Annotated in this window: 18 protein-coding genes; 6 read left to right on the top strand and 12 right to left on the bottom strand. The window is 32.7% G+C overall.

Annotated elements, in window-relative coordinates:
- Positions 1-2: 2 nt before the first annotated feature.
- From ileS to gdhA, 8 genes are all read right to left on the bottom strand, one after another.
- On the bottom strand, positions 3-3,404 hold the full coding sequence (ileS, locus tag P0R33_RS14140) for an isoleucine--tRNA ligase (protein ID WP_276171829.1): 3,402 nt from the start codon (positions 3,402-3,404) through the stop codon (positions 3-5).
- Positions 3,405-3,607: 203 nt separating this feature from the next.
- The gene (locus P0R33_RS14135; RefSeq protein ID WP_276171828.1) at positions 3,608-5,527 is read right to left on the bottom strand and encodes a hypothetical protein; all 1,920 of its coding nucleotides are present in this window, start codon (positions 5,525-5,527) and stop codon (positions 3,608-3,610) included.
- A 56-nt stretch (positions 5,528-5,583) separates the two neighbouring features.
- Positions 5,584-7,473 carry a PQQ-binding-like beta-propeller repeat protein gene (locus tag P0R33_RS14130; protein ID WP_276171827.1) on the bottom strand — a complete coding sequence of 630 codons (1,890 nt, stop codon included), beginning with the start codon at positions 7,471-7,473 and terminating at the stop codon, positions 5,584-5,586.
- 119 nt (positions 7,474-7,592) lie between these two features.
- The gene (recO, locus tag P0R33_RS14125) at positions 7,593-8,306 is read right to left on the bottom strand and encodes a DNA repair protein RecO (RefSeq protein WP_276171826.1); all 714 of its coding nucleotides are present in this window, start codon (positions 8,304-8,306) and stop codon (positions 7,593-7,595) included.
- A gap of 107 nt (positions 8,307-8,413) precedes the next feature.
- Positions 8,414-9,445 carry a hypothetical protein gene (locus P0R33_RS14120; RefSeq protein WP_276171825.1) on the bottom strand — a complete coding sequence of 344 codons (1,032 nt, stop codon included), beginning with the start codon at positions 9,443-9,445 and terminating at the stop codon, positions 8,414-8,416.
- A gap of 3 nt (positions 9,446-9,448) precedes the next feature.
- Complete coding sequence (locus P0R33_RS14115; RefSeq protein WP_276171824.1) at positions 9,449-10,885, bottom strand: MBOAT family O-acyltransferase; 1,437 nt, start codon at positions 10,883-10,885, stop codon at positions 9,449-9,451.
- 49 nt (positions 10,886-10,934) lie between these two features.
- Positions 10,935-13,217 (bottom strand): T9SS type A sorting domain-containing protein, encoded by a 2,283-nt coding sequence (locus tag P0R33_RS14110; protein WP_276171823.1) that lies wholly within the window; start codon positions 13,215-13,217, stop codon positions 10,935-10,937.
- A gap of 129 nt (positions 13,218-13,346) precedes the next feature.
- The gene (gene gdhA, locus P0R33_RS14105) at positions 13,347-14,690 is read right to left on the bottom strand and encodes an NADP-specific glutamate dehydrogenase (RefSeq protein WP_276171822.1); all 1,344 of its coding nucleotides are present in this window, start codon (positions 14,688-14,690) and stop codon (positions 13,347-13,349) included.
- A gap of 322 nt (positions 14,691-15,012) precedes the next feature.
- Between gdhA and P0R33_RS14100 the strand changes: the two genes are divergently transcribed.
- Positions 15,013-15,804, top strand: a complete 792-nt coding sequence (locus tag P0R33_RS14100) for a glutamate dehydrogenase (RefSeq protein WP_276171821.1) — start codon at positions 15,013-15,015, stop codon at positions 15,802-15,804.
- Positions 15,805-15,889: 85 nt separating this feature from the next.
- On the opposite strand, the gene P0R33_RS14095 is transcribed toward P0R33_RS14100, so the two are convergent.
- Entirely contained in the window at positions 15,890-17,032 is a 1,143-nt protein-coding gene (locus P0R33_RS14095) for a cystathionine gamma-synthase (RefSeq protein ID WP_276171820.1), read from the bottom strand.
- 104 nt (positions 17,033-17,136) lie between these two features.
- Between P0R33_RS14095 and P0R33_RS14090 the strand changes: the two genes are divergently transcribed.
- On the top strand, positions 17,137-17,880 hold the full coding sequence (locus tag P0R33_RS14090) for a DUF3298 and DUF4163 domain-containing protein (protein WP_276171819.1): 744 nt from the start codon (positions 17,137-17,139) through the stop codon (positions 17,878-17,880).
- 105 nt (positions 17,881-17,985) lie between these two features.
- On the opposite strand, the gene P0R33_RS14085 is transcribed toward P0R33_RS14090, so the two are convergent.
- The 3 genes from P0R33_RS14085 to P0R33_RS14075 form a co-directional block, all read right to left on the bottom strand.
- Positions 17,986-19,131, bottom strand: coding sequence for an ATP-binding protein (locus P0R33_RS14085; protein WP_276171818.1), 1,146 nt, complete (start codon positions 19,129-19,131; stop codon positions 17,986-17,988).
- 108 nt (positions 19,132-19,239) lie between these two features.
- Entirely contained in the window at positions 19,240-19,995 is a 756-nt protein-coding gene (locus P0R33_RS14080) for an SDR family NAD(P)-dependent oxidoreductase (protein ID WP_276171817.1), read from the bottom strand.
- 278 nt (positions 19,996-20,273) lie between these two features.
- The gene (locus tag P0R33_RS14075; protein WP_276171816.1) at positions 20,274-21,149 is read right to left on the bottom strand and encodes an aldo/keto reductase; all 876 of its coding nucleotides are present in this window, start codon (positions 21,147-21,149) and stop codon (positions 20,274-20,276) included.
- Between the two features lie 212 nt (positions 21,150-21,361).
- Between P0R33_RS14075 and P0R33_RS14070 the strand changes: the two genes are divergently transcribed.
- The 4 genes from P0R33_RS14070 to P0R33_RS14055 all read left to right on the top strand — a co-directional run bounded on the left by P0R33_RS14070 (position 21,362) and on the right by P0R33_RS14055 (position 26,009).
- Positions 21,362-22,366, top strand: a complete 1,005-nt coding sequence (locus tag P0R33_RS14070) for a MoxR family ATPase (RefSeq protein ID WP_017497457.1) — start codon at positions 21,362-21,364, stop codon at positions 22,364-22,366.
- A 79-nt stretch (positions 22,367-22,445) separates the two neighbouring features.
- Positions 22,446-23,309, top strand: coding sequence for a DUF58 domain-containing protein (locus tag P0R33_RS14065; RefSeq protein ID WP_276171815.1), 864 nt, complete (start codon positions 22,446-22,448; stop codon positions 23,307-23,309).
- A 64-nt stretch (positions 23,310-23,373) separates the two neighbouring features.
- Entirely contained in the window at positions 23,374-25,008 is a 1,635-nt protein-coding gene (locus tag P0R33_RS14060; RefSeq protein ID WP_276171814.1) for a hypothetical protein, read from the top strand.
- On the top strand, positions 25,008-26,009 hold the full coding sequence (locus P0R33_RS14055) for a VWA domain-containing protein (RefSeq protein ID WP_276171813.1): 1,002 nt from the start codon (positions 25,008-25,010) through the stop codon (positions 26,007-26,009). The genes P0R33_RS14060 and P0R33_RS14055 overlap by 1 nt, the downstream gene beginning before the upstream one ends.
- The last annotated feature ends 25 nt before the right edge of the window (positions 26,010-26,034 follow it).

Below are 26,034 nucleotides of genomic sequence, written 5' to 3'. Positions count from 1 at the left end.
AACTATTTTGAAATTAATATAATGGTTTTAATATCATCAAACTCAATTTCTGTGCCGTTTTCTAAAACGTCTACAAAAACCAGTTCATCTGTTAATGTTTCAGACTTAATATAGTCCTCATTTTTCGAAACAGCATTTTCTAAAACACCGTCTCTTTTTATTTGTACCTTAATCTTATCAGTAACTTCGAATCCTGAATCTTTACGGATATTCTGAATTCTGTTTACTAATTCTCTCGCGATACCTTCATTTTTTAATTCTTCAGATATTGTGATGTCAAGCGCAACTGTAATTCCGTTTGAATTTGCAACTAGCCATCCTTCGATATCTTGCGATGTTATTTCGACGTCTTCTAAGGATAAAGTTACATTATTTCCAGAAATAACAATATCTAGCGTTCCTTGCTTGTCCAACTGATTAATTTGATCTGGAGAAAAACCTTGTATCTCCTTAGAAATCAACCCCATATCTTTTCCAAAACGTGGTCCTAATGCTTTAAAATTAGGTTTAATTTGTTTTACTAAAATACCAGAAGCATCATCTAAAAGTTCGATTTCTTTCACGTTTACTTCGGCTTTCACAAGGTCAGAAATCGCTTCGATTTCGGCACGCTGATTCTCGTCAAGTACTGGAATCATTACCTTTTGCAGAGGCTGGCGAACTTTAATCATCTCTTTTTTACGTAGTGATAAAACTAGAGAAGAGATCGTTTGCGCCTTCTGCATTTTGCTTTCCAACGTTTTATTAACAAAGTTTTCGACAAATTTTGGGAATTCAGCCAAGTGAACACTAGCAAAATCCTCAGTTCCCGTAGAAGCTGTTAAATCTCTGTACAATTTATCCATAAAAAACGGAGCTACTGGAGCACTCAATTTACTGATTGTTAGCAAACAAGTATAAAGTGTTTGGTAAGCTGCAATTTTATCTTTTGCATATTCTCCTTTCCAGAAACGACGACGGCATAAACGAACGTACCAGTTACTTAAGTTTTCCTGAACGAAGTCAGAAATGGCTCTTGTCGCTTTTGTTGGTTCGTAATCTTCATAACATTCATCAACAAATTTGATTAATGTATGTAATTCAGAAATAATCCATTGATCGATTTCTGGTCTTTCGTTTAACGGAATTTCAGCTTCTTCGTATTTAAATCCGTCAATGTTTGCGTATAACGAAAAGAAAGAATACGTATTGTATAATGTTCCAAAGAATTTACGGCGAACCTCAGCAATTCCTTCAAGGTCAAACTTCAAGTTATCCCAAGGATTTGCATTCATAATCATATACCAACGTGTGGCATCAGGACCAAATTCTTCGATGGTTTTAAACGGGTCTATAGTATTTCCTTTACTCTTAGACATTTTAATTCCATTTTTATCTAAAACCAAACCGTTAGAAACCACGTTTTTATACGCTACTTTATCAAAAACCAAAGTTCCGATTGCATGCAAAGTATAAAACCATCCGCGAGTTTGATCTACTCCTTCTGCAATGAAATTTGCAGGGAAATCTTTATTCTCATCAATTTTGTCTTGATTTTCAAAAGGATAATGCCATTGTGCATAAGGCATCGCTCCAGAATCGAACCAAACGTCAATTAAATCACTTTCGCGTTTCATTGGCTGGCCTGAAGCCGAAACTAAAGTAATTTGATCAACAACATTTTTGTGCAAATCAATTAAATCATAATTTGATTCAGACATGTTTCCGATTTCAAAACCTTTAAACGGATTTTCTTTTTGAAAACCAGCTTCGATAGATTTCTCGATCGCATTGTATAATTCTTCAACAGAACCAATAAGAACTTCTTCTTTTTTATCTTCAGTTCTCCAAATTGGCAACGGAATTCCCCAATATCTAGAACGAGATAAGTTCCAGTCGTTGGCATTTTTAAGCCAGTTTCCAAAACGTCCTTCACCAGTAGATTTAGGTTTCCAATTGATAGTTTCGTTCAGGTCGAACATTCTATCTTTTACATCGGTTACTTTGATGAACCATGAATCTAGAGGATAATATAATAACGGCTCGTCTGTTCTCCAGCTGTGTGGATAACTGTGCACGTATTTTTCAACTTTAAATGCTTTATTTTCTTCTTTAAGGCGAATAGCGATTTCAACATCTACAGATTTCTCTGGAGCTTGTCCTGCATCGTAATATTCGTTTTTAACATATTTACCAGCTAAATCTCCTAAATGAGAAGTGAATTTTCCTTGTAAATCAACCAATGGAACTGCATTTCCTTCTTCATCTAAAACCAACATTGGCGGCACTTCTGGTTTTGCTTCTTTTGCCACTTTAGCATCATCTGCACCAAAAGTTGGAGCCGTATGTACGATTCCGGTTCCGTCTTCTGTAGTAACGAAATCTCCAGAAATTACTCTAAATGCATTTTCAGCATTTTGATATGGCAATACGTAAGGCAATAATTGCTCGTAACGAATTTCTACTAAATCTGCTCCTTTTGCTTCGGTTAAGATTTTGTATGGTAATTTTTTGTCGCCATTTTTCACATTGTTAAAATCAGCATCATCTTCGCTTAAGAAAAATCCTTTACCGAATTGTTTTCCAACTAAGTTTTTAGCCAAAACAACATTGATTGGCTCAAAAGTATACTGATTGAATGTTTTTACTAAAACATAATCGATTTTTGGTCCAACTGTCAACGCTGTATTCGATGGCAATGTCCAAGGAGTTGTAGTCCAAGCTAAAATGTGGATATCTCCAAAACCTTGTAAAAAGCTTGGAAGCGTTTCTGGCAAAGTTTTGAATTGCGCTACAATTGTAGTATCTGTAACATCACGATAAGCTCCAGGCTGATTTACTTCGTGAGAAGATAATCCTGTTCCTGCTTTTGGAGAATATGGCTGAATCGTGTATCCTTTGTACAACAAACCTTTATCGTAGATTTGTTTCAAAAGCCACCAAACAGATTCCATATATTTTGGTTTATAAGTCACATATGGATCTTCCATATCTACCCAATATCCCATTTTTTCGGTCAAATCATTCCATACGTCCGTATAACGCATAACGGTTCTTTTACACGCTTCGTTATATTCTTCGATAGAAATTGTTTTACCAATATCTTCTTTTGTAATTCCTAATTCTTTTTCGGTACCTAATTCAACAGGCAAACCGTGAGTATCCCATCCGGCTTTTCTTTTAACCTGAAAACCTTTTTGAGTTTTATATCTGCAAAAAATATCTTTAATCGCACGCGCCATTACGTGGTGAATTCCTGGTAATCCGTTTGCTGAAGGCGGACCTTCAAAAAATACGAAAGGCTCTGCACCTTCGCGAGTTGCAACACTCTTTTCAAATATATTTTCTTTCTTCCAAAAATCAAGAACTTCTGACGCTACTGTAGGCAAGTCAAGTCCTTTGTATTCAGTAAATTTTGTACTCATTTTATCCTTTTCTTAAACGAGGTGCGAAAGTAAGAAATTTTGAACTATTGACCACCAATTTCTTTAAATTTCACAAACTTTTGTTGAGATAATAGATACAAAAACAGAAGAATTGGTTACTTTCTGACATTATTCTCATTTTTTTGAGCTAATAAATCAAAAAATAACCAATTCTAAAAACAGCTTTTGATAAGCTTAAAATCTTATTTAAATCCTCCGAAATAGACTTCTTTCATAAAAATTCGATTTCCAAAAACAGGATTTATTTCTACTTTTTCACGAGTTTCCTGATAAAAAGTTTCTCCGTTAAAATCTTCAATTTCGTAATTAATCTTATGCGGAATTTTTCCAGAATTCAAACTCGTAACAGGACGATAATCGCCAAACAGTTTTCTTTCGAAAAAGCTTTTGTTACCGTTATCAAATTCTGTTTTTTCTGTAGAAACGATATTGAAATTTTCCTTATCGATAAAGACGTGATAATCTGTTTTCGGAATTGTTCTGTTTCCAGAACTTAGTGTTTTTTCAAAATAATTTAAATGATAACACATTTTTCCTTCATACATTTCATCAGCCAAAACCTCAAAATTATTCCACAAATCAAGCCTTAAATCAGTTAGAAAGTTTACCAAATCTACATTCTTAGACAAATTACTGTAATCGTAAGCCGTTAGCTTTGCCCATTTTGCATTTATGCCCGTTTCACGATCGTCATGACTCCAAGCTTCTGCTCCGTTTACGATTTCATAATAAGTTTCTGGCATTTTTTTCTTAAGAAGATAATGCGATGTTGTCGCCCATTTTTCTTCCGTTTGAGGAATATTAGTTCCTTCTATAGAAATTTTAGAAAACAAATGTACTTTTTCTACTTTTTTCAAAGCTTGACTTCCTCCGAGATTTTCGACAACTTTTGCCAAAAGATTAGCATTTAACTGATAAGGTATGGAATCGAGCAAATTAAATCTTTGCGTTTTAATTTTTTCTAAATATGCTTCACGATTCGTTTTTTCGGTTTCCCATTCTGCTTCTTGCTGCTGAATCTTTTCAAAAAACGCTAACCTTTTTTCTTCTTTTTCTTCTGCAATTTTAAGCCCTAACTTTTTAAGTTCAGCAAAACGTGGCGTATGAGCTCTTAATCTTTTATCTGCAAAATTGGTTTTATTTATTCGATCAATAATGGCAGTTCCGCGCGAATCCTGTTTGTCGTTTTCTACAAGTAAATTTGCGTACAGTAATGCTTTTTCTTTATTTTCTAGCAAAAGATACGTTTCAGCCAAATTATTTGTAACAATAAATCTAATGTTAACATTTGTTGGCGAAGCCGGATATTTTACTAATAAACTTTCAAGATATTGCAAATGTGGTGTCAGTAATTTTTCGTCTAGACCTTTTTCAAGTGTTATCTTCTGCATCTGAGCTGTAATTTCGTTCTCAAATGCCAACATTTGATTGTATTCAGAATGTCCTTTTGAGGTTACAAATTCGAATCTAATCTTTGCTTCACTGGTGGTATACCCCAATTTATAATTTAAAAACTCCTGAATTCTTAACGCTGTTTTATAAATAGCATTGTCAAATCCAAGTCCAACATCGCTGTAATCTGAATCCTTAACGGCTGTTCTAATTTTTTTGTCATGTTCTGAAGCAGCAACTTTCACAGCACCAAGACTGCTTCCAACAGTCATTGAATAGGATTCTGAACCTCCAAAATCTTTCGATAATATAATTTTATCTCCAACTTTAACATCTAGTTTTACATTTGTAATGTAATTAGAATGTGCACCATAACTCCACTTGTTTTCTTTTTTATCATAAACACTATCAATCTGTGTTTCAGTATATCTTGGCAGTGCAAATGTCAAATAAAGTTTTAATTTACCATTTTCAGGATCAGTTATATACCCGTCAATATTAAAAAAACGCTTCTTGAGATTAGATTCTTCTTCTTGCAACGATTTATCCATTTGATAAAAAGCTGTTTGCGTCAGCACATTATCAAGAGCAGGGAATTCTGAATATTTGATTACCGGTATATAAAACTTCTTTTTTTTCGAGCTTATTTTTTCTTGTGCTTGGATTGAACCAATTATAAGCAAAGCAATTAAGAGTAGTATTTTTTTCATAGGCAAAAAAAAGCCATCAGAATCAGATCCTGATGGCTTTGGATTTTGTTATATTCTTATTTCTTGTTGAAGATCTGAATTGACTTATCAGAAACATAAAAAATATTCTGAGTAGCCGGATCAATCTCATAAAGAGGTTTATTGTTGGTGAAGATGATTTTATCAATCTCTTTTCCTTCAGCTTTACTAACTTTAACTAAAACTTTTTCTCCTGTATCTGCTTTTGCAAAAATATAGGAGAAATCTCTGTTTTGTTTCATCGCATTAAAACGAGAATTAAATTTAGCCGCCACAATTCCTAAAGCTGCAGATCCTGCTGCATAAGCTTGCGCCTGATCCTTATTTGTTTGATCTCCTTTTGCAACTGCAGTTCTCATGTTACCTTCAGAATCACGATATGTCATAGTTAAATCAGCACCTTTAACTGAACTTGCTACAGAACCAACACCTAAACCGATACTTCCTACAATTGCAGCACTTTTAATTAAACGTCTTCCTGTTTCACCTGGTTGATTGTAAGTCAAATGGTATTTTACAGTTCCATCCATATTAACTCCCATTACTTCAAGTGGACCTGAAAGCACAACTCCCCAAGGAAACTGCTCGATACTGTTTAATTCCTTTTCTCTTTTGATATTTACTTTAGCAAAAGGTTCTGGTTTATCGTTGATGCTTGGATCGAATTTGTATAATTTCTCATCGTTATACACTAAGTAAGAATTTGTAGCTTCGTCATAAGTTGGTAAAACTGGACGGCTTTTTTCAAACTTAATATTACGTTTCCAAAGTTTAACTCCAGTTTTGTAATCTACCATATTTCCGTAAGTTCCTGTAAGATACATTACCTTTTCACCAACTTTTCCTAAGTAGTAAATTGGATCTTCTTTATCATCAGAAATTTCGATAAATTTTTTCCAAAGCTTTTCTCCATCTTTGTTGATCAACATCATTTCATTTTCTGCAACATATAAGAAATCTTGATCAATTGGAATTACTCTTTTCAAACCGCCTCCACGAGCATCTTTTTTCCAGATTTTTTCTCCTGTTTTTAAGTCAAAAAAGTTGAAACCGCTATCATGAGCAATTAATAATTTTGTTCCCCAATCTTCTAAATAAACAACATATTTAGTTTTAATAGATTCTTTCCAGATGCTTTTTCCATCTTCTGTACTCAAAACATTAATATATTCTTTTGTTGAAAGAAGTCCAGCAGAATTAACTACCACAATATTCTTATCATTTTGTGTTTCGTAAAATCTTGTGTAATCTTCGTCTGCTTTCCAGTTTAATTTTCCATTTTCTTTATTAAAAGAGTATAGTTTTCCATAAAGCAAATAATAAACTGTGTTACCATGAATCTTTGCTTTGTTTGTTAAACTTGAAGCTTTAGTTGAAAAACTTATTAACGATTTTGCTTTATCAACCGTTGTATTCCATTTAAGCTCACCAGTTGCCAAGTCTAGCAATGCAACTGCCATTTCTCCGTCTTTTTTAAGAGTAAGAAGATATTCGTTTGTTTCAGGAATAAAATCTGATTGAAAAACCCAAAAAGATTCTTTTGAAGAATTGTAAACAATTTTACCTGAATCGGTATTGATAATCAAATATTTTGAATTGATGTATGCCTCAACATAAGGGCTTCCTGGAACTGTAGACAAATCTCTTTTTTCTTTAAAAAGATTTCCAAAATCAGGATCACTTAAGACATCTTTTGAAGTAAGAGTTCCAAAATCATCTTTTGTTAAAGTCCAAATAACTTTTTTTGTTTCGGGATCTAAACCCTTTACTGTTCCGCCTTCTTTAAAGACAATAACTCCTGTAATTTCATTCTGAACCAAGTCCTGAACAGCATTTTCTGTTGTAACTATTTCATCATATTTTCTTTGGGCAATTGATGAAACCGTTACCGACAGAAGCAAAATAATCGAAAACGTAATTTTCTTCATGGTAGATTTTTTTTAATAATTGGTATTAGATATTAATGAGAATTTGCATTCCTAACCAAAAATACGGGGGACTTTTTAGTAAAAAAATACTGAGCAAATATATAAAAATAGAAATGTGATTATGAAAAAATTTCTTTCAAAATATCTAAAGATTTTGGTCTTTTAAAACCCTCTAAATGAGCATAATAAAAATCAATTAGAATTTTTAGCAGTATTTGCCTTTCGATTACATGGAAGATTTTTTGACTATTATCGAACTTCAAATCGATAAGTTTTTTAAACAAGGCTGTTTCGTGTTCGGATAGTGCTGTAGAAGTGTGGAAAACCGTAAAAATTCCTTCGTTCATTTCAAAAAAAGGAAGATCAATATCAGTAAGATCTGGATAGAAACCCAGATATTTTGTAATTTCTAAAAGTAAAATTAAATGAAAATTTGAAATTTCATTGTGATGATCCAGCCAAGTCAGCGCTGTTTCTAAAAACAGAAAAAGCTGTTCGTTTTTTTCTTCTTCTTGAATCGAATGATGAAGCATTTCAGATAAAAACATCACCATTGTACTTTTTACAATATCGGTATGAATACTTTGAAAAGGAACTGCGCTTTTAATTTCTTTAAAATTTTCTAAAGTGCCTTTGTTTTTATGAACCGCTTCTATTTCTAAAATAGAAAATGGCTGAAAATAGGCTATTTTTTGACTCGCTTTTCGGCTCGAAAAAGCATCACGAACGAAGTAAGATTTCAGCCCGCTAGAAAGCGTAAAGCATTTTACTATCAAGCTTTTTTCTTGAAATTTTAAAGATGAAATTACTATGGCCTTTGTTTTAACGAGCACGGAATAATTTTAGATTGAAGATTTTAGATCTTAGATCTTAGATTTTTTTGACTTTTGACTTTTGACTTTCGACTTTCAGACTATCGAATAATCATTACTTTTTTGACTTAATTTATTGCTTTTTTTATTTCATTAGAAATAATTTTAGAAGCAACTGGAGACCAATGGCTGTCATCATAAAAATAAATATCTTTTTCAACTTCTAAATGAGCAGATAAAATTTTCTTTGAATCTATATAAATGTAATCTTTTTTAAGAACACTTAGATGATTAAAAAATAATGGTCTAGGAAACTTTGTTTTATCAGCAATATAATCATAGTAAAGACCATATTTATCGGGTGCTGGTAAAACAATAAGCTTTACTTTTTTACTTTTCAACTTATTGGACAAATCATTTAAAATATTATTTAGTTTTTGAACGCTTGAAAAATCATTGTTTCCTTCAAGATTAGATAAATCTTTAAACAAAAACAACAAATTATTTTCATTAACACTAAACAAATTATCCTTTTTCAGAACAACATTATAAGCATATTTATTAGACAAATAGTTTTGACTTACATAATACCGAAGCATTGATAAAGGAAATTGGATCGTTTTTTTTGAAAAAAAAGGATCTACATTATCTATTTCTGAAGGCTTATGATTACGAACTAAATCATCTAATTGAGATGTCATCATTACTTTTGAAGTATCTATCTTTTTTGCATTTACAATAAAATATCTCTCTACATTTTCCAGTATCACATATTCAATATTGTGTTTTTCGAAAAAATCTCCATTTGACAATTCGTATAAGGTTTGAATTTGATTTCCAGAAAGAAATCTATCAATGTGTAAAATACTACTTTGCTCTGCAAGATAATTTTTATACCCATAATTATCCTGCTCAGAAAATGAATCTCCAATAGTGAGAATTTTTTCATTTCTATTTTTTCTTTCTGAATATTTATTAAAATAAATTTTACGATTAAATTCATCATGAAATACACCTCTATATTCTTTAAAAACATTCGGAAAACAGCCTAAACGAATTAAATCTGGCGATTCAGCATCACTATAAAATAGAACCGTAATCGCATAAAGAAATAGGAATGGAGCTATGAAAAAGGATGCTTTAAAGATAAATTTTTTCATAAATTAAAACTGAAAATAAATAAATTGCTGTTTCTCTCCACTAAATACAAAAATTGCAACTATAATAATATAATAAAATAGATATCTAAGTGGTGATTTCCATTTTACACTAAGTTTCGCCAAAGCAAATTCTTCCTCTCTTCCAAGCCATTCAATTAAAATAAATAATAAAATTATAACCAACAAAACTACAGGTGTAATTGTTGGCATTGAAAACAGTGAACTAGAAAATATTTGTGAAATATAACCCATTGCATGTTCTAAATTATTTGCCCTAAAAAATATCCATGCAAAAACCGTTAAACTAAATGTCGAAACTATTTGAAAAACTTCCTTAATACTTGGCAAATATTTGCCTTGAGCTACGACATCTAAATTTTTTCGATTTGTATTCAAAACAATAGAAGGCATTATGTAGAGTGCATTCAATAATCCCCAAACAATAAAGGTCCAATTTGCTCCATGCCAAAATCCACTTACCAAAAAAATAATAAAGGTATTTCTAATTTTTATCCATACACTTCCTTTGCTCCCTCCTAATGGAATGTATAAATAATCCCTAAACCATGTTGAAAGAGAAATATGCCATCTTCTCCAAAATTCTGCAATATCTCTTGAAAAGTAAGGAAAAGCAAAATTTTTCAGCAAATCTATACCTAAGAGACGTGCAGTTCCTATTGCAATGTCTGAATATCCTGAAAAATCGCCATAGATTTGAAATGAAAAAAATAGTGCTCCTAATAAAAGTGTGCTTCCTGATTGTTCTGAAGAATTATTAAAAATTGTATCAGCGTATTGAGCACATTGATCAGCTATTACAATCTTTTTAAATAATCCCCACAAAATTTGCCTTAAACCGTCTACTGCTTTTTCATAATCAAAAACTCTCTTTTTCTTAATTTGAGGCAATAAATGTGTAGCACGTTCTATTGGTCCAGCGACAAGCAAAGGAAAAAAACTAACAAACAAAGAATAATCAACGATATTCTTTTCGGCCGATATCCTCCCTTTATAAATATCAATTACATAAGACAGGCCGTGAAAAGTATAAAATGAAATCCCTACAGGTAATAACACATCTAATGTTAAAGGATTTACATTTAAACCAAAATTAGCAACACCTTCTACAAAAGATTTAACAAAGAAATTATAATACTTAAAAACACCTAGAAAACCAAGATTTATAGATGTACTAAGCCAAAACCAAAACTTTCGCATATTTTGATTGCTAGATTCAAATATTTTAATTCCAGAAAAATAATCTAAAGCTGTAGAAAACACTAATAGAAACAAAAACCTCCAATCCCAACAGGCATAAAAAAAATAACTTGATAAAAGCAGTAATATGTTTTGAGCTCTAAGTGATTTATTTACTACAAACCAATAAATAATAAAAACTAGTGGTAAAAAAACTGCAAAATTTAGGGAATTAAAGAGCATTAGTTATATTTATGATATTATAATTTGGATTGTTATTTATATATTTTCCCTATCGAATAATCATTACTTTTTTGACTTTGGTTTCGCCTCCATCTTGAGCAGAAATAAAAACCATGTATACGCCAGAAGCGACTTTATATTTGCCAAAAGCGGTTGTATCCCATTCTACAGTTCCTCCAGAAGAAGTTATTTCGTAAACTAAATTTCCTTCGATATCTGTTATTTTTACATTTGCTTTATCGATTAATCCGGCAACTTTTACCGTTCCAGAATAATTAGGACGAACAGGATTTGGATACACATAAGCATTACTTAAATCATCGTTTGCTGCTGTTGCAACTCCATTAAACGAAATCATTCCTTTATTGGTTGCGATAAATACTTCGCCAGTTTTGCTATTTATTTTAATATCGTTAATCACATTACTTGGCAGCGGCGAATTATTTATGGTAAAATGATATTTGGTTTCCTGACCGTTTGGAGAAACCATAAACACACCAGAATCTGCCGTTCCGATCCATTTATTATTGGCGCCGTCAACGACAATAGAAGTAATAAATTGCTCGTACATTAATTCCTGAGCCAAATTATCTTCCATTATAATAATCGGATTTGCCTTTAATTGGTTTTCTGATTGAAAATTTCCAATATTAGACAAAACCCTTAAACCTTTGATAGTTCCGATCCAAAGCTGGTTTTTCGTATCTAAAGCGATACTTCTAACATCTGCAACAGGAAGATTTCCTGCATCAGTACCGAAAGTCATTTTTTTGAAAGTATTAGTCGCTTCATTAAAACCTACAACGCCGTCTCTATAAGTTCCCATCCATTTTACATTATTACGGTCTACAACTATACTCGAAAAACTTCCTGCTTCTGCATTATCAAGAATCGAAGTCATAGCATAACTTCCCCATTGTCCATTAGTTTTTAGAACTTTCAAACCGTTTTTAACACGACTATTAGTAACCCAGAGATTTCCTGTTTTATCAAAAGCGGTTGCATTAATACGAACGTCAATGTAATTTGGACCTTCTGTTGTAATAGATTCTAATCCGCTATTTTTTTCATTATATAATAAAGTCGGAACATCGTTTTCAATCTTTAATAATCCTGAAAAGAAAGAACTAGCATAAACTTGTTTTTCATTACTTGGATTAACAGTAATTCGCGTAATTGATTTTGCATCAAAAACTTCAGAATATGGAATATTCAACCAACCAGAAGTACTAAATTTACTAATTCCATAACTATCTAAATCATACGGATTGTAAGATGCATCGTAATCTCCATAAACAGCCCATAAAGCATTTTGTGTTGCATCAAGAGAAAAAATATTATTTCGAGATGGTCCAGCTGGTGTAATATTTTCAAAAGTTGATGCATTGCTAAGTGACGAAACAAATAATCCTTTTTCTTTTGTTCCAATAAAAAACTGATCACCAACAGCCGTTGCACAACTAAAATTTAGCGTATTATCTAAAACCTGAGTGTTTGCAATTTGTCTGTTTAAAACCAGCTGATTATTATAAACATAAACCGTATTTGCAGTTGTAACAAACAAATTATGATTCTTAGCTCTCATATCTACAGCAGCTTGCGGCAATTGAGAAAAACCAACAAATGTATTAGCATTGAATCGGTGAATATAACCAGTATCATTTATTGCTATCAGTTCTGTATCTAAAGTTTCTACGCTAGACCAACTTCCAGAATTTACAACTATCCATTGGTTATAATCTATTAAGTTGCCATTTGTAATATCCGCTCTTCTTATTCCGCTTGAAGTTGCAGCAAAAATAAATCCGTTAAAAAGCACTGTTTGTTTTACACTAATTTCAGCACCGTTGTCTCCAATAAAATACGTATCACCAAATTTTGAAGTATTCAAATTAAACTGCACAATTCCAAAATCGCACGAAACATAAACCAAACCATTATATTCCATTAAATGATTGATTTTTTTAAGATTTGCAGGAAGCTGTTTATTGATAATATCAACGACCTTCAAAATACTTCCATCCGTTTCATTTACCAAAATCATCAATCCGTTTTCGTAACCAATTATTGTTTTCTTAAAAGCTTCACTATAATAAACCGCCGAAATAGTCTGACCTGATAAACCATCAACAGTTGTTGTTGTTTTAAGAACGTTTGTCGCTACATTTTTAGAAAACAAAGCATTTTCTGAAGCGGCAAAAACACTAGTCGATGATTCTGAAATATCTTTAATTTCGTTAAACGAAAAATATCCTTGCCATGACAATTTATTCTGCGCTTGACTAAATTGAAATAGTATTAAAAATAAAACGTAGAAAAATGTATTTTTCATCCTTTAAAGTATTCGAATAGACAAATATACTACAAACGGGATTATTTACTTTTTGATACCAATAAAAAAGCCTCCAAATTATCTTATAAAGATAAATAGAGGCTATTCTATTTTTAAAATCAATAAACTTTATACCACACCTTGTGCAAGCATAGCATCTGCTACCTTAACAAATCCGGCAATGTTTGCTCCTTTTACGTAGTTTACATACCCGTCTTCTTCGGCACCGTATTTTTTACATTGATTATGAATTCCGATCATGATTTCTTTCAATCTTAAATCTACTTCTTCGCTAGTCCAGTTTAAACGAATAGAGTTTTGTGTCATTTCTAATCCAGAAGCGGCAACACCACCAGCGTTTGCAGCTTTTCCTGGAGCGAACAATACTTTATTGTCTAAGAAAAGTTTAATAGCGTCTAATGTAGAAGGCATATTAGCAGCTTCAGTTACACATAAAACTCCATTATCAATAAGTTTTTGCGCATCTTCTCCATTCAATTCATTTTGCGTAGCACATGGAATTGCAATATCAACTTTTACTTCCCACGGACTTTTTCCTTTGTGGAAAATTGCATTTGGATATTTCTCTAAATATCTTTCTGCTCTATTATCACCTGTAGCTCTCATTTCTAACATGTGGTCGATTTTCTCTCCAGAAATTCCATCTTCATCATAAATATAACCATCAGGACCAGAAATGGTAACTACTTTTCCGCCTAATTCGTTTACTTTTAAAGCCACACCCCAAGCCACATTTCCGAATCCAGAAATAGCAACTCTTTTTCCTTTAATTTCATGACCAATAGTACGAAGCATTTGATCTGTAAAATACACAACTCCGTATCCTGTAGCTTCTGGTCTAATTAATGAACCACCGTAAGCCAAACCTTTTCCAGTTAAAACTCCAGTAAATTCATTTCTGATTCTTTTATATTGACCAAATAAATAACCAATTTCTCTTGCTCCAACACCGATGTCTCCAGCAGGAACGTCAAGATCTGGACCGATATGACGACACAATTCTGTCATGAATGACTGGCAGAAACGCATAATTTCTCCGTCTGATTTTCCTTCTGGATCAAAATCAGAACCTCCTTTTCCACCACCCATTGGAAGTGTTGTCAAACTGTTTTTGAAAACTTGTTCAAATGCCAAAAATTTCAAAACAGATAAGTTTACAGAATGGTGAAATCTAATTCCTCCTTTGTAAGGTCCGATTGCAGAGTTCATCTGGATTCTAAAACCTCTGTTTACAATAATTTCTCCTTTATCATCTACCCACGGAACTCTAAAGATTATAGATCTTTCTGGCTCAGCAATTCTTAAAAGAATATTCTTTCCATCATATTTTTTACGCTCAGATATAAACGGAATTACTGTTTCTGCAAATTCTCTAACAGCTTGAAGAAATTCTGGCTCGTTTGGATTTTTTGACTCAATAAGAGCCATAAATTCATTTATTTTTTGTTCCATATTTGAAATAAATTATTCAGATAAGTTGATTTATTTTCTGTTTTAAAATTAAGAAATCACGTTTAAGAAAACGTTTTCGTTTCAACAAGCAAAGATATATCAAATTCTTATTCGTTGTTATATTTTTCACTTTTTTGAATCGATTTATACATTTTTCAAACAATCCAAAAAATTACATTTTACATGTAGGGGTTTACACGCAAATAACTCCGTAAATGTTAGCAAATTAAGTATTTTGTTACTTATTTTTTAATAGAACGATTTAATATTTTGAATCGAATATGTTTTTTATATATTTGCCAAGATTTGTAAGCCCAACAAAATGTCTAAGCACCTCTTTATCACACTATTTGCCATCTTTGGTATATCAACTGCGGCATCTTCCCAGTCAAACCTTGCTCAAGAGATCGGAATCTACGCAGGACCAGTTACTTTACAGTCAGATTTTGGCCAAAGAAATAACTTTGATACAAATGCAGGAAACACAGGTTTTGGTATCGGAGTAATGCATTTCATCAACTTTTCTTCTGCTAGTAATAGAGAAACTTTTTTTTCAGAACACTTTAAAGTGAGATCTGACTTAACTTTTAGCAGAACAAACTTAAAACATTTTGGAGAATGGGTTGAAAGGAAACCTGATGGGGTATTCGCTCAACAGTTAAGAAATATGCATGGAAGTTCTACCATAGTAGGTATAGGTTCACAGTTATTATTTCATCCTATTAAAATTCACGATTTTGAAAATACTATTGGTAGTTTTAGCCCGTACGGAAGTGTAGGTTTTCAAGTAAGTTATTATTCCGCAAAAGTTGGATCACATTTAGGAGATATTACGCTTCCGAATGTTACTCCAGGAAAATATTTAACTCCTTCTGATGGACGAGCACATGGCTTTTCTACAGAAACTGGCGTAGTTTTGTCTGCAACCGCTGCTATCGGTGTTCAATATAAACTGACAAAAATGAGCGATTTAATGTTTGAAACTCGTTTTCAAATGTATAATTCGGATTGGATTGACGGTTTAAACCCAAACAAAAATCTTTATACAGAAAATAAATATAATGACTGGCAAGTTTGGTTTAACTTTGGTTATATCTATTACTTAGAGTTCTAAAATTAAAATTTACAATATAAAAAATCCCAAATTCCAATTTTACTTATTTTGGAATTTGGGATTTTTTATATTGTAAATTTTAATTTTAAGCTAAAGCCTGTTCTAAATCGGCAATTAAATCTTCTGCATCTTCAATACCAACACTTAGTCGAACTAAATCATCAGTAATTCCAACTTCCGCTCTTTTATCTGCAGGAATTGATGCATGTGTCATCAAAGCTGGATGATTTGCCAATGATTCTACTCCACCTAAAGATTCTGCCAAAGTAAATACTTTCAGCTTTTCTAAAAAAGCGATAGAATCTTCTTTTTTTCCTGATTTAAAATCGAAAGAAACCATTCCGCCAAAAGCTTTCATTTGCTTTTTGGCAATTTCATGAAATGGATGATTCTTTAAACCTGGATAATAAACTGTCTTAATCTTTGGATGTTTGCTTAAATATTCAACCACTTTTTCTCCGTTTTCACAATGTCTCTGAACTCTTAAAGCCAAAGTTTTGATTCCTCTTAAAACCAAGAAACTATCCATTGGTCCAAGAGTTGCTCCTGTTGCAAATTGCTGAAAGTGCAATTGATCGCCAAGTTCTTTGTCTTTTACAATTAATGCACCAGCAATAACATCAGAGTGCCCTCCTAAATATTTTGTTGCAGAGTGCATTACGATATCTGCGCCTAAATCTAAAGGTTTTTGCAAATAAGGCGTCGCAAAAGTATTGTCCACAGCCAAAAGAATATTTTTCTCTTTTGTGATTTTCGCGATTTCTTCAATATCAGCCAATTTCATCAACGGATTTGTTGGCGTTTCTACCCAAATTAATTTCGTGTTTTCATTGATCAAACTTTTCAATTTTTCGATATTCGTCATATCAACAAAATGGAATTTAATTCCAGAATCTTTATAAACGCGAGAAAACATTCTGTAAGTTCCGCCATATAAATCGTCCATTGCAATAATTTCATCTCCCGCTTTAAAAGATCTTAAAACGCAATCTGTCGCCGCAAGACCAGATGAAAATGCCAATCCACGAGTTCCGTTTTCAATACTAGCCAAAGCTTCTTCTAAAGCTGTACGAGTTGGATTCGAAGCTCTACTATATTCGTAATCTGCCAACGGTTTTCCTGGACTTGTCTGAATAAAAGTTGACGTTTGATACACTGGCGGCATAACGGCGCCTGTACTTGGATCATGATGCTGTCCACCGTGAATTACTTTTGTATTGAATTTCATATAGTTATAAATTTTAATTCTATAATTGTTTTACAAATTTACCGCTTAATTTATTTTATCGTGATACAACTACTTATCTTTGTAGATAATTAACACTTTTTGATATGAAAAATTACATATTTATAATCTTTTTGTGTTTGATTTTTACAAGTTGCAAAAAAGAGCTTTCATTTGAGAATGAAAGGTTTGAAGAAAAGTCTACTATTACGTGCAAAAATGATTGTCCGCAAATCACAATAGAAGTTCCAATTGCCAAAAATGGCCGAGTAATATCAGACAGCATTAATAAGAGAGTTTTTGCCGTTATAAAAGAAATTGTCTTTTTTGAAGAAGATTCAGTAAAAGTTGATGATTATAAATCATTGGCAAAATCTTTTATTGCTTCTTACGAAGAAATGCGTCAAAAATTTCCAGAAGACACTTTTGGCTGGGAAGCAAAAATAATCGGAGACGTTGAGTTTCAATCTGAAGATATTTTAAATCTAAAAATTGATCATTATACTTTTACTGGAGGCGCTCACGGTTATCAAGGTTATCGCTCCTTATTATTTAATGCAAAAACTGGAAAAGCTATAAACAATAATCAATTATTTAAAAACGAAAAAAAATTTAAGGCTTTCGCCGAAAAAACATTTCGAAACAAATACAAAATTCCTGAAAAAGCCAATATCAATGCAACAGGTTTGATGTTTGAAAATGATAAATTCCAGTTACCACAAAACATCTTTTACACCTCCGAAGGTTTACTTTTGTATTACAATTCATACGAAGCCGCTTCTTACGCAGACGGTCCAAAAGAAATTATATTTCCGTACGAAGAAGTAAAGAAGTATTTAAATTTTCAATAATTTTAAACACAATCTTTGTTAATATGCTGGATGTAGACGCACTGCGGTTGCGTCTCTACAGAAAAACCTTTGTTGCTTTGAACCTCTGAACCTTTGCAACTCTTTTCACTGAACATCATATTTCATCTTACGCAAAATCCTTAAAGCCTCTTTAAAAGAAGAATAAATATGTTTATAAGGTTTTAAAAGCAGTTTGGCATCAATTAATTTTTGTCGTGCATCTTCAAAACCATTCAAATAACAAATCATAAAAGTAGAAGGCAGATTTTCTAAATCTTTCATTTCACGTTCTGATAATGCAATTTCTTTTTGAAGCTTGCTCAGTAATGCCGTATTCGAATTATAAATATGATACAGCATTTTTCGGTTAAACTCTGGCGGCTGAAAAAGCATTTGGCGATCTATTTTATAATACCCATTATCAAAAAAATGAATCGTTTGCTCTTCTAACGGATAATAACTCGTTTTATCATTCAACCCCAAAGGAACATATTCTGTAATGGTAAAAGTATCATCGTTAAATTCGATAGTCACAACATCTTGAGCAGAATAAAAAAGTTTAATTTGTTCGTTGATTAATTCGATATCAACACGCGAAAGAAAAGTTTTATCGCGCATTGTTTTAGGAACTCCCGCCCAGCAAATCACAAACAATTCTTTAAAAACATAGTATTTCGGAGACATATCTTTATGCCTGAAATTCATAAAATCGATAACGCCGTCTAAAGTGTATTGAATACTGTTTCGAGAACTATTTTCTATACCAATAACGGTTTCTGTATTTTGATTGCTTTTTTCGATTTCTTCGTGTTCTTCAAGTGGAATCGAATTACTGCCGCGTCTTATAAAAACACTATTGGAAAGAATGGTGTGAATTCCTTTTTTAAAATAAGAGATTTTACTTTTAGGTTTAATGGTAACCAGACCGATTACTTTATCTTTTGGAAGGTTTGGAAATGGGACGTTTTCGTATTGAATTTTAGGTGGATTTTCTAAAAAAGCATTTACGAGATTCTGAATTCGGCTATCATCGAAGAAATCATCGCCGACAATTTCATTATCTTGGTCTTCTACTCCAACTACGATATAAGAATTATTGTTTGGATTGGAATTGGATAACGCACAAATGTGTTTCAAGAATTTTCCTTTTCCTTCTCGGGAATGAAGATTCAACTGCCTTTTTTTATCATAAAAACTGCTTTCATCATTATGAGCTAGAAGATTTTTAATTAAAAGGCGTTTATTAATCATGTCGATTTTATTTTGCCACGAATTGCACTAATTCGCACTAATTTAATTTATTAAAACTTAAAATTAAAAAAAAGACGCACTACTGTGCGTCTCTACAATCAATTTTATTTAAATATTTTTCTTTACAATTGTCGAAGAAGCTTGCGCAGTACTCATGACAACCAAATCTGCAATGTTTACATGATAAGGCCTTGAAACCACAAAATGAATAATATCGGCAATATCTTCTGCCTGAAGCGGATCAAATCCTTTGTAGACATTTGAAGCTCTTTCAACATCTCCCTTAAAACGAACTTCGCTGAATTCTGTTGCAACCATTCCTGGATGAATTCCGCCCACTCTAATTCCGAACGGATTTAAGTCAATTCGCATTCCTGCTGTAATCGCATCAACTGCATGTTTAGAACCGCAATACACATTTCCGTTTGGATACACTTCTTTTGCAGCCGTCGAACCAATATTAATAATATGTCCCGCTTGTCTTTCGACCATTTGTGGAATTATTGCTTTTGAAACATATAAAAGTCCTTTTACATTAATATCGATCATGGCGTCCCAATCGTCCAAATCTCCATTTTGAATTGGATCTAAACCATGCGCATTTCCAGCATTATTAATTAAAACGTCGATTGCAGCAAAATCATTGGGCAAAGAACTTATTTTTTCTAAGACATCTTGTTTATCACGAACATCAAAAGCCAAAGAATGCACTTCTGTAAAAGCTGAAAGTTCTTTTTCAAGTTCTTCCAAACGGTCTTTACGTCTTCCGCAAAGTACAACTTTATAATTGTTTTTTGCCAAAATCTGAGCGGTTGCTTTTCCAATTCCGCTTGTAGCACCAGTAATTAAAACTGTTTTTTTCATTGTTAACTATTTTGTTTTAACACATAGATATATAGTTCAACTTTGCTTTAAAAGGCATTTCATTTACATCAACACACATAGCTATGTGTAAGTGAAACGCTAAAATCTTCTTTAAAAAGCATAAAAGAATCTATGTTTCTATGTGTTTATTTCTTTGCCACAGATTAAAAGGATTTTCACAGATTTAAAAAATCCTTTTAATCATTATAATCTGTGGCAAATATTTTTTGATTTTGCATTTAACTGAATACTAAAAACTGCAAACTGAACACTAAAATTTAAGGCACATCATCGCCCATACTTTCTGTCCAGATCGCGAACCAATCTTCTGTATCCATTTCTAATTCAATTGCTTTTGACAGAGATTGAATTCTAGCAATATTTACAGTTCCTGCAATTGGAATTATTTTTGCCGGATGTTTTAAAATCCATGACAATAAAAGTGTATCTGCACCTAAATGGTATTTCTCTAATAAAGTAGAAAACAGTTTTTTCAAACGACGCGTTTGTTTTGTATCTTCTCTAAAAACAGTTCCAAGCGGATTCCAAGACAACGGACGAATTCCGTTAGTCTGCATATAATCTAAACTTCCGTCAGTCATTGCTTCATAATGCGTTGCCGAAAATTGTACTTGATTGTAACTAACTTCCGTTTTCTGACGAATTAATTCTGTTTGTGAGCTTGTAAAATTTGAAAGTCCAAAATCAATGATTTTTCCTTCTGCTTTTAATTTCTCCACCGCTTCTGCAATTTCGTCTGCCTGCATTAACGGGCTTGGTCTGTGCAGTAAAAAAACATCTACATAATCTGTTTTCAAATTCTTCAACGAACCTTCAACCGACTTAATAATATAGTCTTTAGAATAATCGTAATGTTTGATTTTGTTTTCTGGGCGTTTATCAGCAATCATCTGAATTCCGCACTTAGTAATTAATTGTAATTTTTCACGGTCAATTTTACTTGCGTGAAAGGCTTTTCCAAAATCGGCTTCGGTCGTATACGAACCGTAAATATCCGCGTGATCAAAAGTCGTAATTTTGTTTTCGATACTCACTTGTATCATGTTTTCCATTTCTTTGGTTGTAAGGTTTTTATCCCAAACTCCCCAATTCATAGTGCCCGAAATTATAGGCGATAAGACTGTTTTGCTCATAATTGTTATGCGTTATTTTTGGTAATAATTATGCTTTAAAAAAACATAATCATCAAAGTTCTTAAAAATATAAAAATAGATTCACAATTAGTCCTTAAAATTAGGTCATTGGTCGAAGTTTTAACCATTCTTTAACATCTTACTTCTTAAAAAATATTCAATTTGCACTCTCAAAAATAAGGCGTAAAAATCAAGGTTTTAAAAATATTTATATGGAAGAAAATACAACGACTTTAGACATTAGAGCGATAAATGAAAAAATTGAAAGAGAAAGTGCTTTTATAGACCTTCTTACAATGGAAATGAACAAAGTTATTGTGGGCCAGAAACATATGGTCGAGCGTTTATTAATCGGATTGCTTGGACAAGGACATATTTTACTGGAAGGAGTTCCAGGTCTTGCAAAAACTTTGGCTATTAATACGCTTTCTCAAGCGGTTCAAGGTTCGTTCAGCCGTATTCAGTTTACGCCCGATTTATTACCTGCCGATGTTATCGGAACCATGATTTACAACATTAAAGCAAACGAGTTCTCTATTAAAAAAGGACCAATTTTCGCCAATTTCGTACTTGCCGATGAGATTAACCGTGCTCCAGCAAAAGTTCAGTCAGCACTTTTGGAGGCGATGCAGGAAAAACAAGTTACTATTGGCGATACTACTTTCAAACTAGATCGTCCGTTTTTAGTATTAGCAACACAAAACCCAGTTGAACAAGAAGGAACATACCAACTTCCTGAAGCGCAAGTTGACCGTTTTATGTTGAAAACCGTAATCGACTATCCAAAAATTGATGAAGAACGTTTTGTAATTCGTCAAAACTTAAAAGGATCTTACGAAAAAGTAAATCCAGTTGTTTCTGTTGAACAGATTTTACGTGCTCAAGAAGCTGTTCGTGAAGTTTATATGGACGAAAAAATTGAAAAATACATCTTAGATATTATTTTCGCTACGCGTTACCCAGAAAAATACAAATTAGCCGATTTAAAACCGCTTATCAGTTTTGGAGCTTCTCCTCGTGGAAGTATCAACTTGGCTAATGCTGCAAAATGTTATGCTTTCATCAAACGTCGTGGTTATGTAATTCCAGAAGACGTTCGTGCCGTTGTTCACGATGTTTTACGTCACAGAGTTGGAATCACTTACGAAGCAGAAGCAGAAAACATTACTTCTGTAGACATTATCAACAAAATCGTTAACGAGATTGAAGTACCTTAAAAAGTTGATGGTTGATAGTTTTTTGTTGATGGTTTATACGCCATCAACCAACAACCATAAACCATAAACCAAACAAAAAATGGATACAAAAGAGCTTTTAAAAAAAGTACGGAAAATAGAAATCAAAACGAAAAGGCTGAGTAATCATATCTTTTCGGGAGAATACCACTCTTCATTTAAAGGACGAGGAATGACGTTTAGCGAGGTACGTCAATACCAATACGGAGATGATATTCGTAACATCGATTGGAATGTAACCGCACGCTACAACGAAGCTCACGTTAAAGTATTTGAAGAAGAACGCGAATTGACTATGGTTTTAATGGTTGATATTTCGGGTTCGGAATCTTTTGGTTCTAAAAATCAATTCAAAAAAGACATCGTAACCGAAATTGCGGCAACGATGGCTTTTTCGGCTACACAAAATAATGACAAAATTGGTTTAATCTTATTTTCTGATACTGTAGAATTATATATTCCGCCTAAAAAAGGACGTTCGCACGTACTTCGTATCATTCGTGAATTAATCGAATTTGAACCAAAGAGTCATAAAACAGATATTGCTCAAGCTTTGAGGTTTTTGTCTGGAACTCAAAAAAAGAAAGCCATCATTTTCATGATTTCAGATTTTATGTCTGATTCTTACGAGCATACTTTAAAAATTGCTTCTAAAAAACATGATATTACTGGAGTTCGCGTTTATGACATGCGCGAAGAAAAAATTCCAAATTTAGGAATGGTTTCTATGCTGGATTCTGAAACAGGAAAAATACAGTTGGTTGATACAAGTTCTAAAACAGTTCGATTGAATTATGAGAAACATTATCAAGAAAAATTGAATTATTTTAAAGATACATTCCGTAAATCTGGAGCAGGAATTGTCAACACCAGAGTTGACGAAAATTACGTTACTAAACTATTAGGCTATTTCAAATCACGATAAAAATTTGGCAATTTTGATTAACAAATCAAAAATCGTTAATCTAAAATCAACAATCGTTACTCAAATGAAATTTAAACTTTATATATTTTTATTGCTTTTTTCTACTATGATTTTTGCACAGCAGAAACAGGTAGAAACAAGTATTGACACCACCAAAAATAAGATTGGTGCTGAGTTCAAACTGACGCTTAAAACGGTTGTAACTTCAACATCGAAAGTTGAATTTCCGAAACTTAAAAATATTGGTCCGTTAGAGGTTATTCAATCTTATCCAATTGATACTGTTAAGAAAGACGGAACTTACGAACTTATAAAAAAATATGGTTTAACACAGTTTGATTCTGGTCGTTATACTATTCCGAGTGTCAAAATTTTAATCGACAAAAAACCTTTCTTTTCTGATTCTATTAAAGTTGAAGTTGCTAACGTAAAAGTCGATACTTTACAGCAGAAAATGTATGACATCAAAGACATTTCTTCTGTTGATGAAGGAATGGGAAATTGGTGGATTTACCTTTTAATTGTTTTAGCTATTCTAGGAATTGGCGCTTTCGTTTATTGGTATGTAAAAAAACGCCAGCTGAAAAAAATCGAAGAAGAAGTTTATAAAACTCCAATCGAAAAAGCAACAAGTTTATTGAATAATCTGGAACAAAAAGAACTGGTTCAAAAAGGAGAAATCAAAGAATATTATAGCGAATTAACCGATATTGCGAGAAATTATATTGAAGAAGCCATTCATATTCCTGCAATGGAAAGCACAACTTCTGAGTTAATTACAGCTATTAGAGAAGCATCAACCAAAAAGAAAATGACGCTGACTCCAGAAACTGTAGAAAACCTAGAGCGCGTTTTACGCCAAGCCGATTTGGTAAAATTTGCGAAATCGAAACCGCTTGAATTTGAAATTACTGAAGATAGAAATAAAATCCAGAAAGTCATTTTAACGCTTGATAACGCAATTCCGACGGAAGCTCCTGAAGATATCGAAGATCAGTTATTGAATGAGGCTCAAAGACAAAAGCAAATTAAGGAACAACTTCGCAAAAAACGTAATGCCAGAATTGGTTATTCTATTGCAGCTGTAATCTTATTGTTGTTTGTAACTACAACTTATTTTGTGGTTACCAAAGGTTTCACTTACGTCAAAGACAATTTAATCGGACATCCTTCTAAAGAATTATTAGAAGGAGAATGGGTAAAAAGTGCGTACGGAAGTCCAGCTGTTTTAATTGAAACACCTAAAGTTTTAAAAAGAATGGACACTGAAAAAGTCCTTCCAAAAGAAACAATGGCTTTAATTAAAGAAATGCAGCTTTTCACATACGGAAGTATGATTGATAATTTCTATATCACCGTTTCTACTGCCAAGTTTAAACAGCCAACTGATATCGATTTAGCAAAAGCGCTGGAAGGATCTTTAAAAGTAATGGAAGCTCAAGGAGCGCAAAATATTATTGTAAAACAAGAAGATTTTCAAACAAACGAAGGCATTCAGGGAGTTAAAGGTTACGGAACAATGACTATTCTAAATCCTGCAACTAAAACGAGTACAAAAGCATATTATGAATTGTTGCTTTTCAAACAAGATCAAGGTCTACAGCAAATTTTGATTTTACATGAAGAAGGCGACACTTATGCCAACGACATTACAGCCCGAGTATTAAATTCTGTTGAACTTCAAAGAGCAAGCAACTAATGAGTAAGATGAGTTTTTTAAATCCAGAATTTCTTTGGTTGTTTCTATTGATTCCAGTTGCGATAGGTTGGTATTTCTGGAAACGCAATCAGCAGTCGGCTACTTTAAAAATGAGTTCGACGGCAGGTTTCCAAAATAGTGAATCGTTTTGGACAAAGTTCAAACCTGCTTTATACGTTTTTAGAATACTTGCTTTATGTTCTTTGATTATTGCATTGGCTCGACCAAGAACGGTAGATATTAGCAATCAGACTAAAACAACAAAAGGAATAGATATTGTAATGGCAATTGACGTTTCTGGTTCTATGTTGGCAAAAGATTTAAAACCAAATCGTATGGAAGCTTTGAAAAGAGTTGCCGCCGATTTCGTTGAAGAAAGACCAAATGACAGAATTGGATTGGTTTTGTATGCATCTGAAGCGTACACAAAAACTCCAGTTACGAGCGATAAAGCGATTATTCTTGAAGCAATAAAAGGTATTAAATACGACACAACGCTACAAGACGGAACTGGAATCGGAATGGGATTGGCAACTGCTGTAAATCGATTAAAAGATAGTAAAGCAAAAAGTCGCGTTATTATTTTACTTACCGATGGTGTAAACAATGCTGGTTTTATTGAACCAGAAACTGCTTCTGACATTGCAAAACAATACGGAATTAAAGTTTACACAATCGGACTTGGATCGAATGGAATGGCAGAATCTCCATACGCATACGGGCCAAATGGTAATTTGTTATTCAAAATGCAAAAAGTTGAAATCGACGAAAAACTAATGAGAAGCATTGCTCAAAAAACAGATGGAACGTATTTTAGAGCAACAAGCAATGACAAGTTAGCGCAGATTTACAATTCAATCAATAAATTAGAAACAACAGAAATTCAAGAATTAAAATTCTATGATTATGATGAAAAGTACAGAATTTTTGTTTTGTTTGCAGCCTTTTTGTTATTGCTTGAAGTTGGATTAAGAAATACAGTTTACAGAAGCTTTATTTAATTTTAGATAACAAAAATCTAAAATC

This window comes from Flavobacterium sp. YJ01 (assembly GCF_029320955.1).
In the GTDB taxonomy this organism is placed as follows: Bacteria; Bacteroidota; Bacteroidia; order Flavobacteriales; family Flavobacteriaceae; genus Flavobacterium.
Note: the sequence above shows the minus strand (reverse complement) of the source record. Positions and strands in the feature narration are given on the sequence as shown.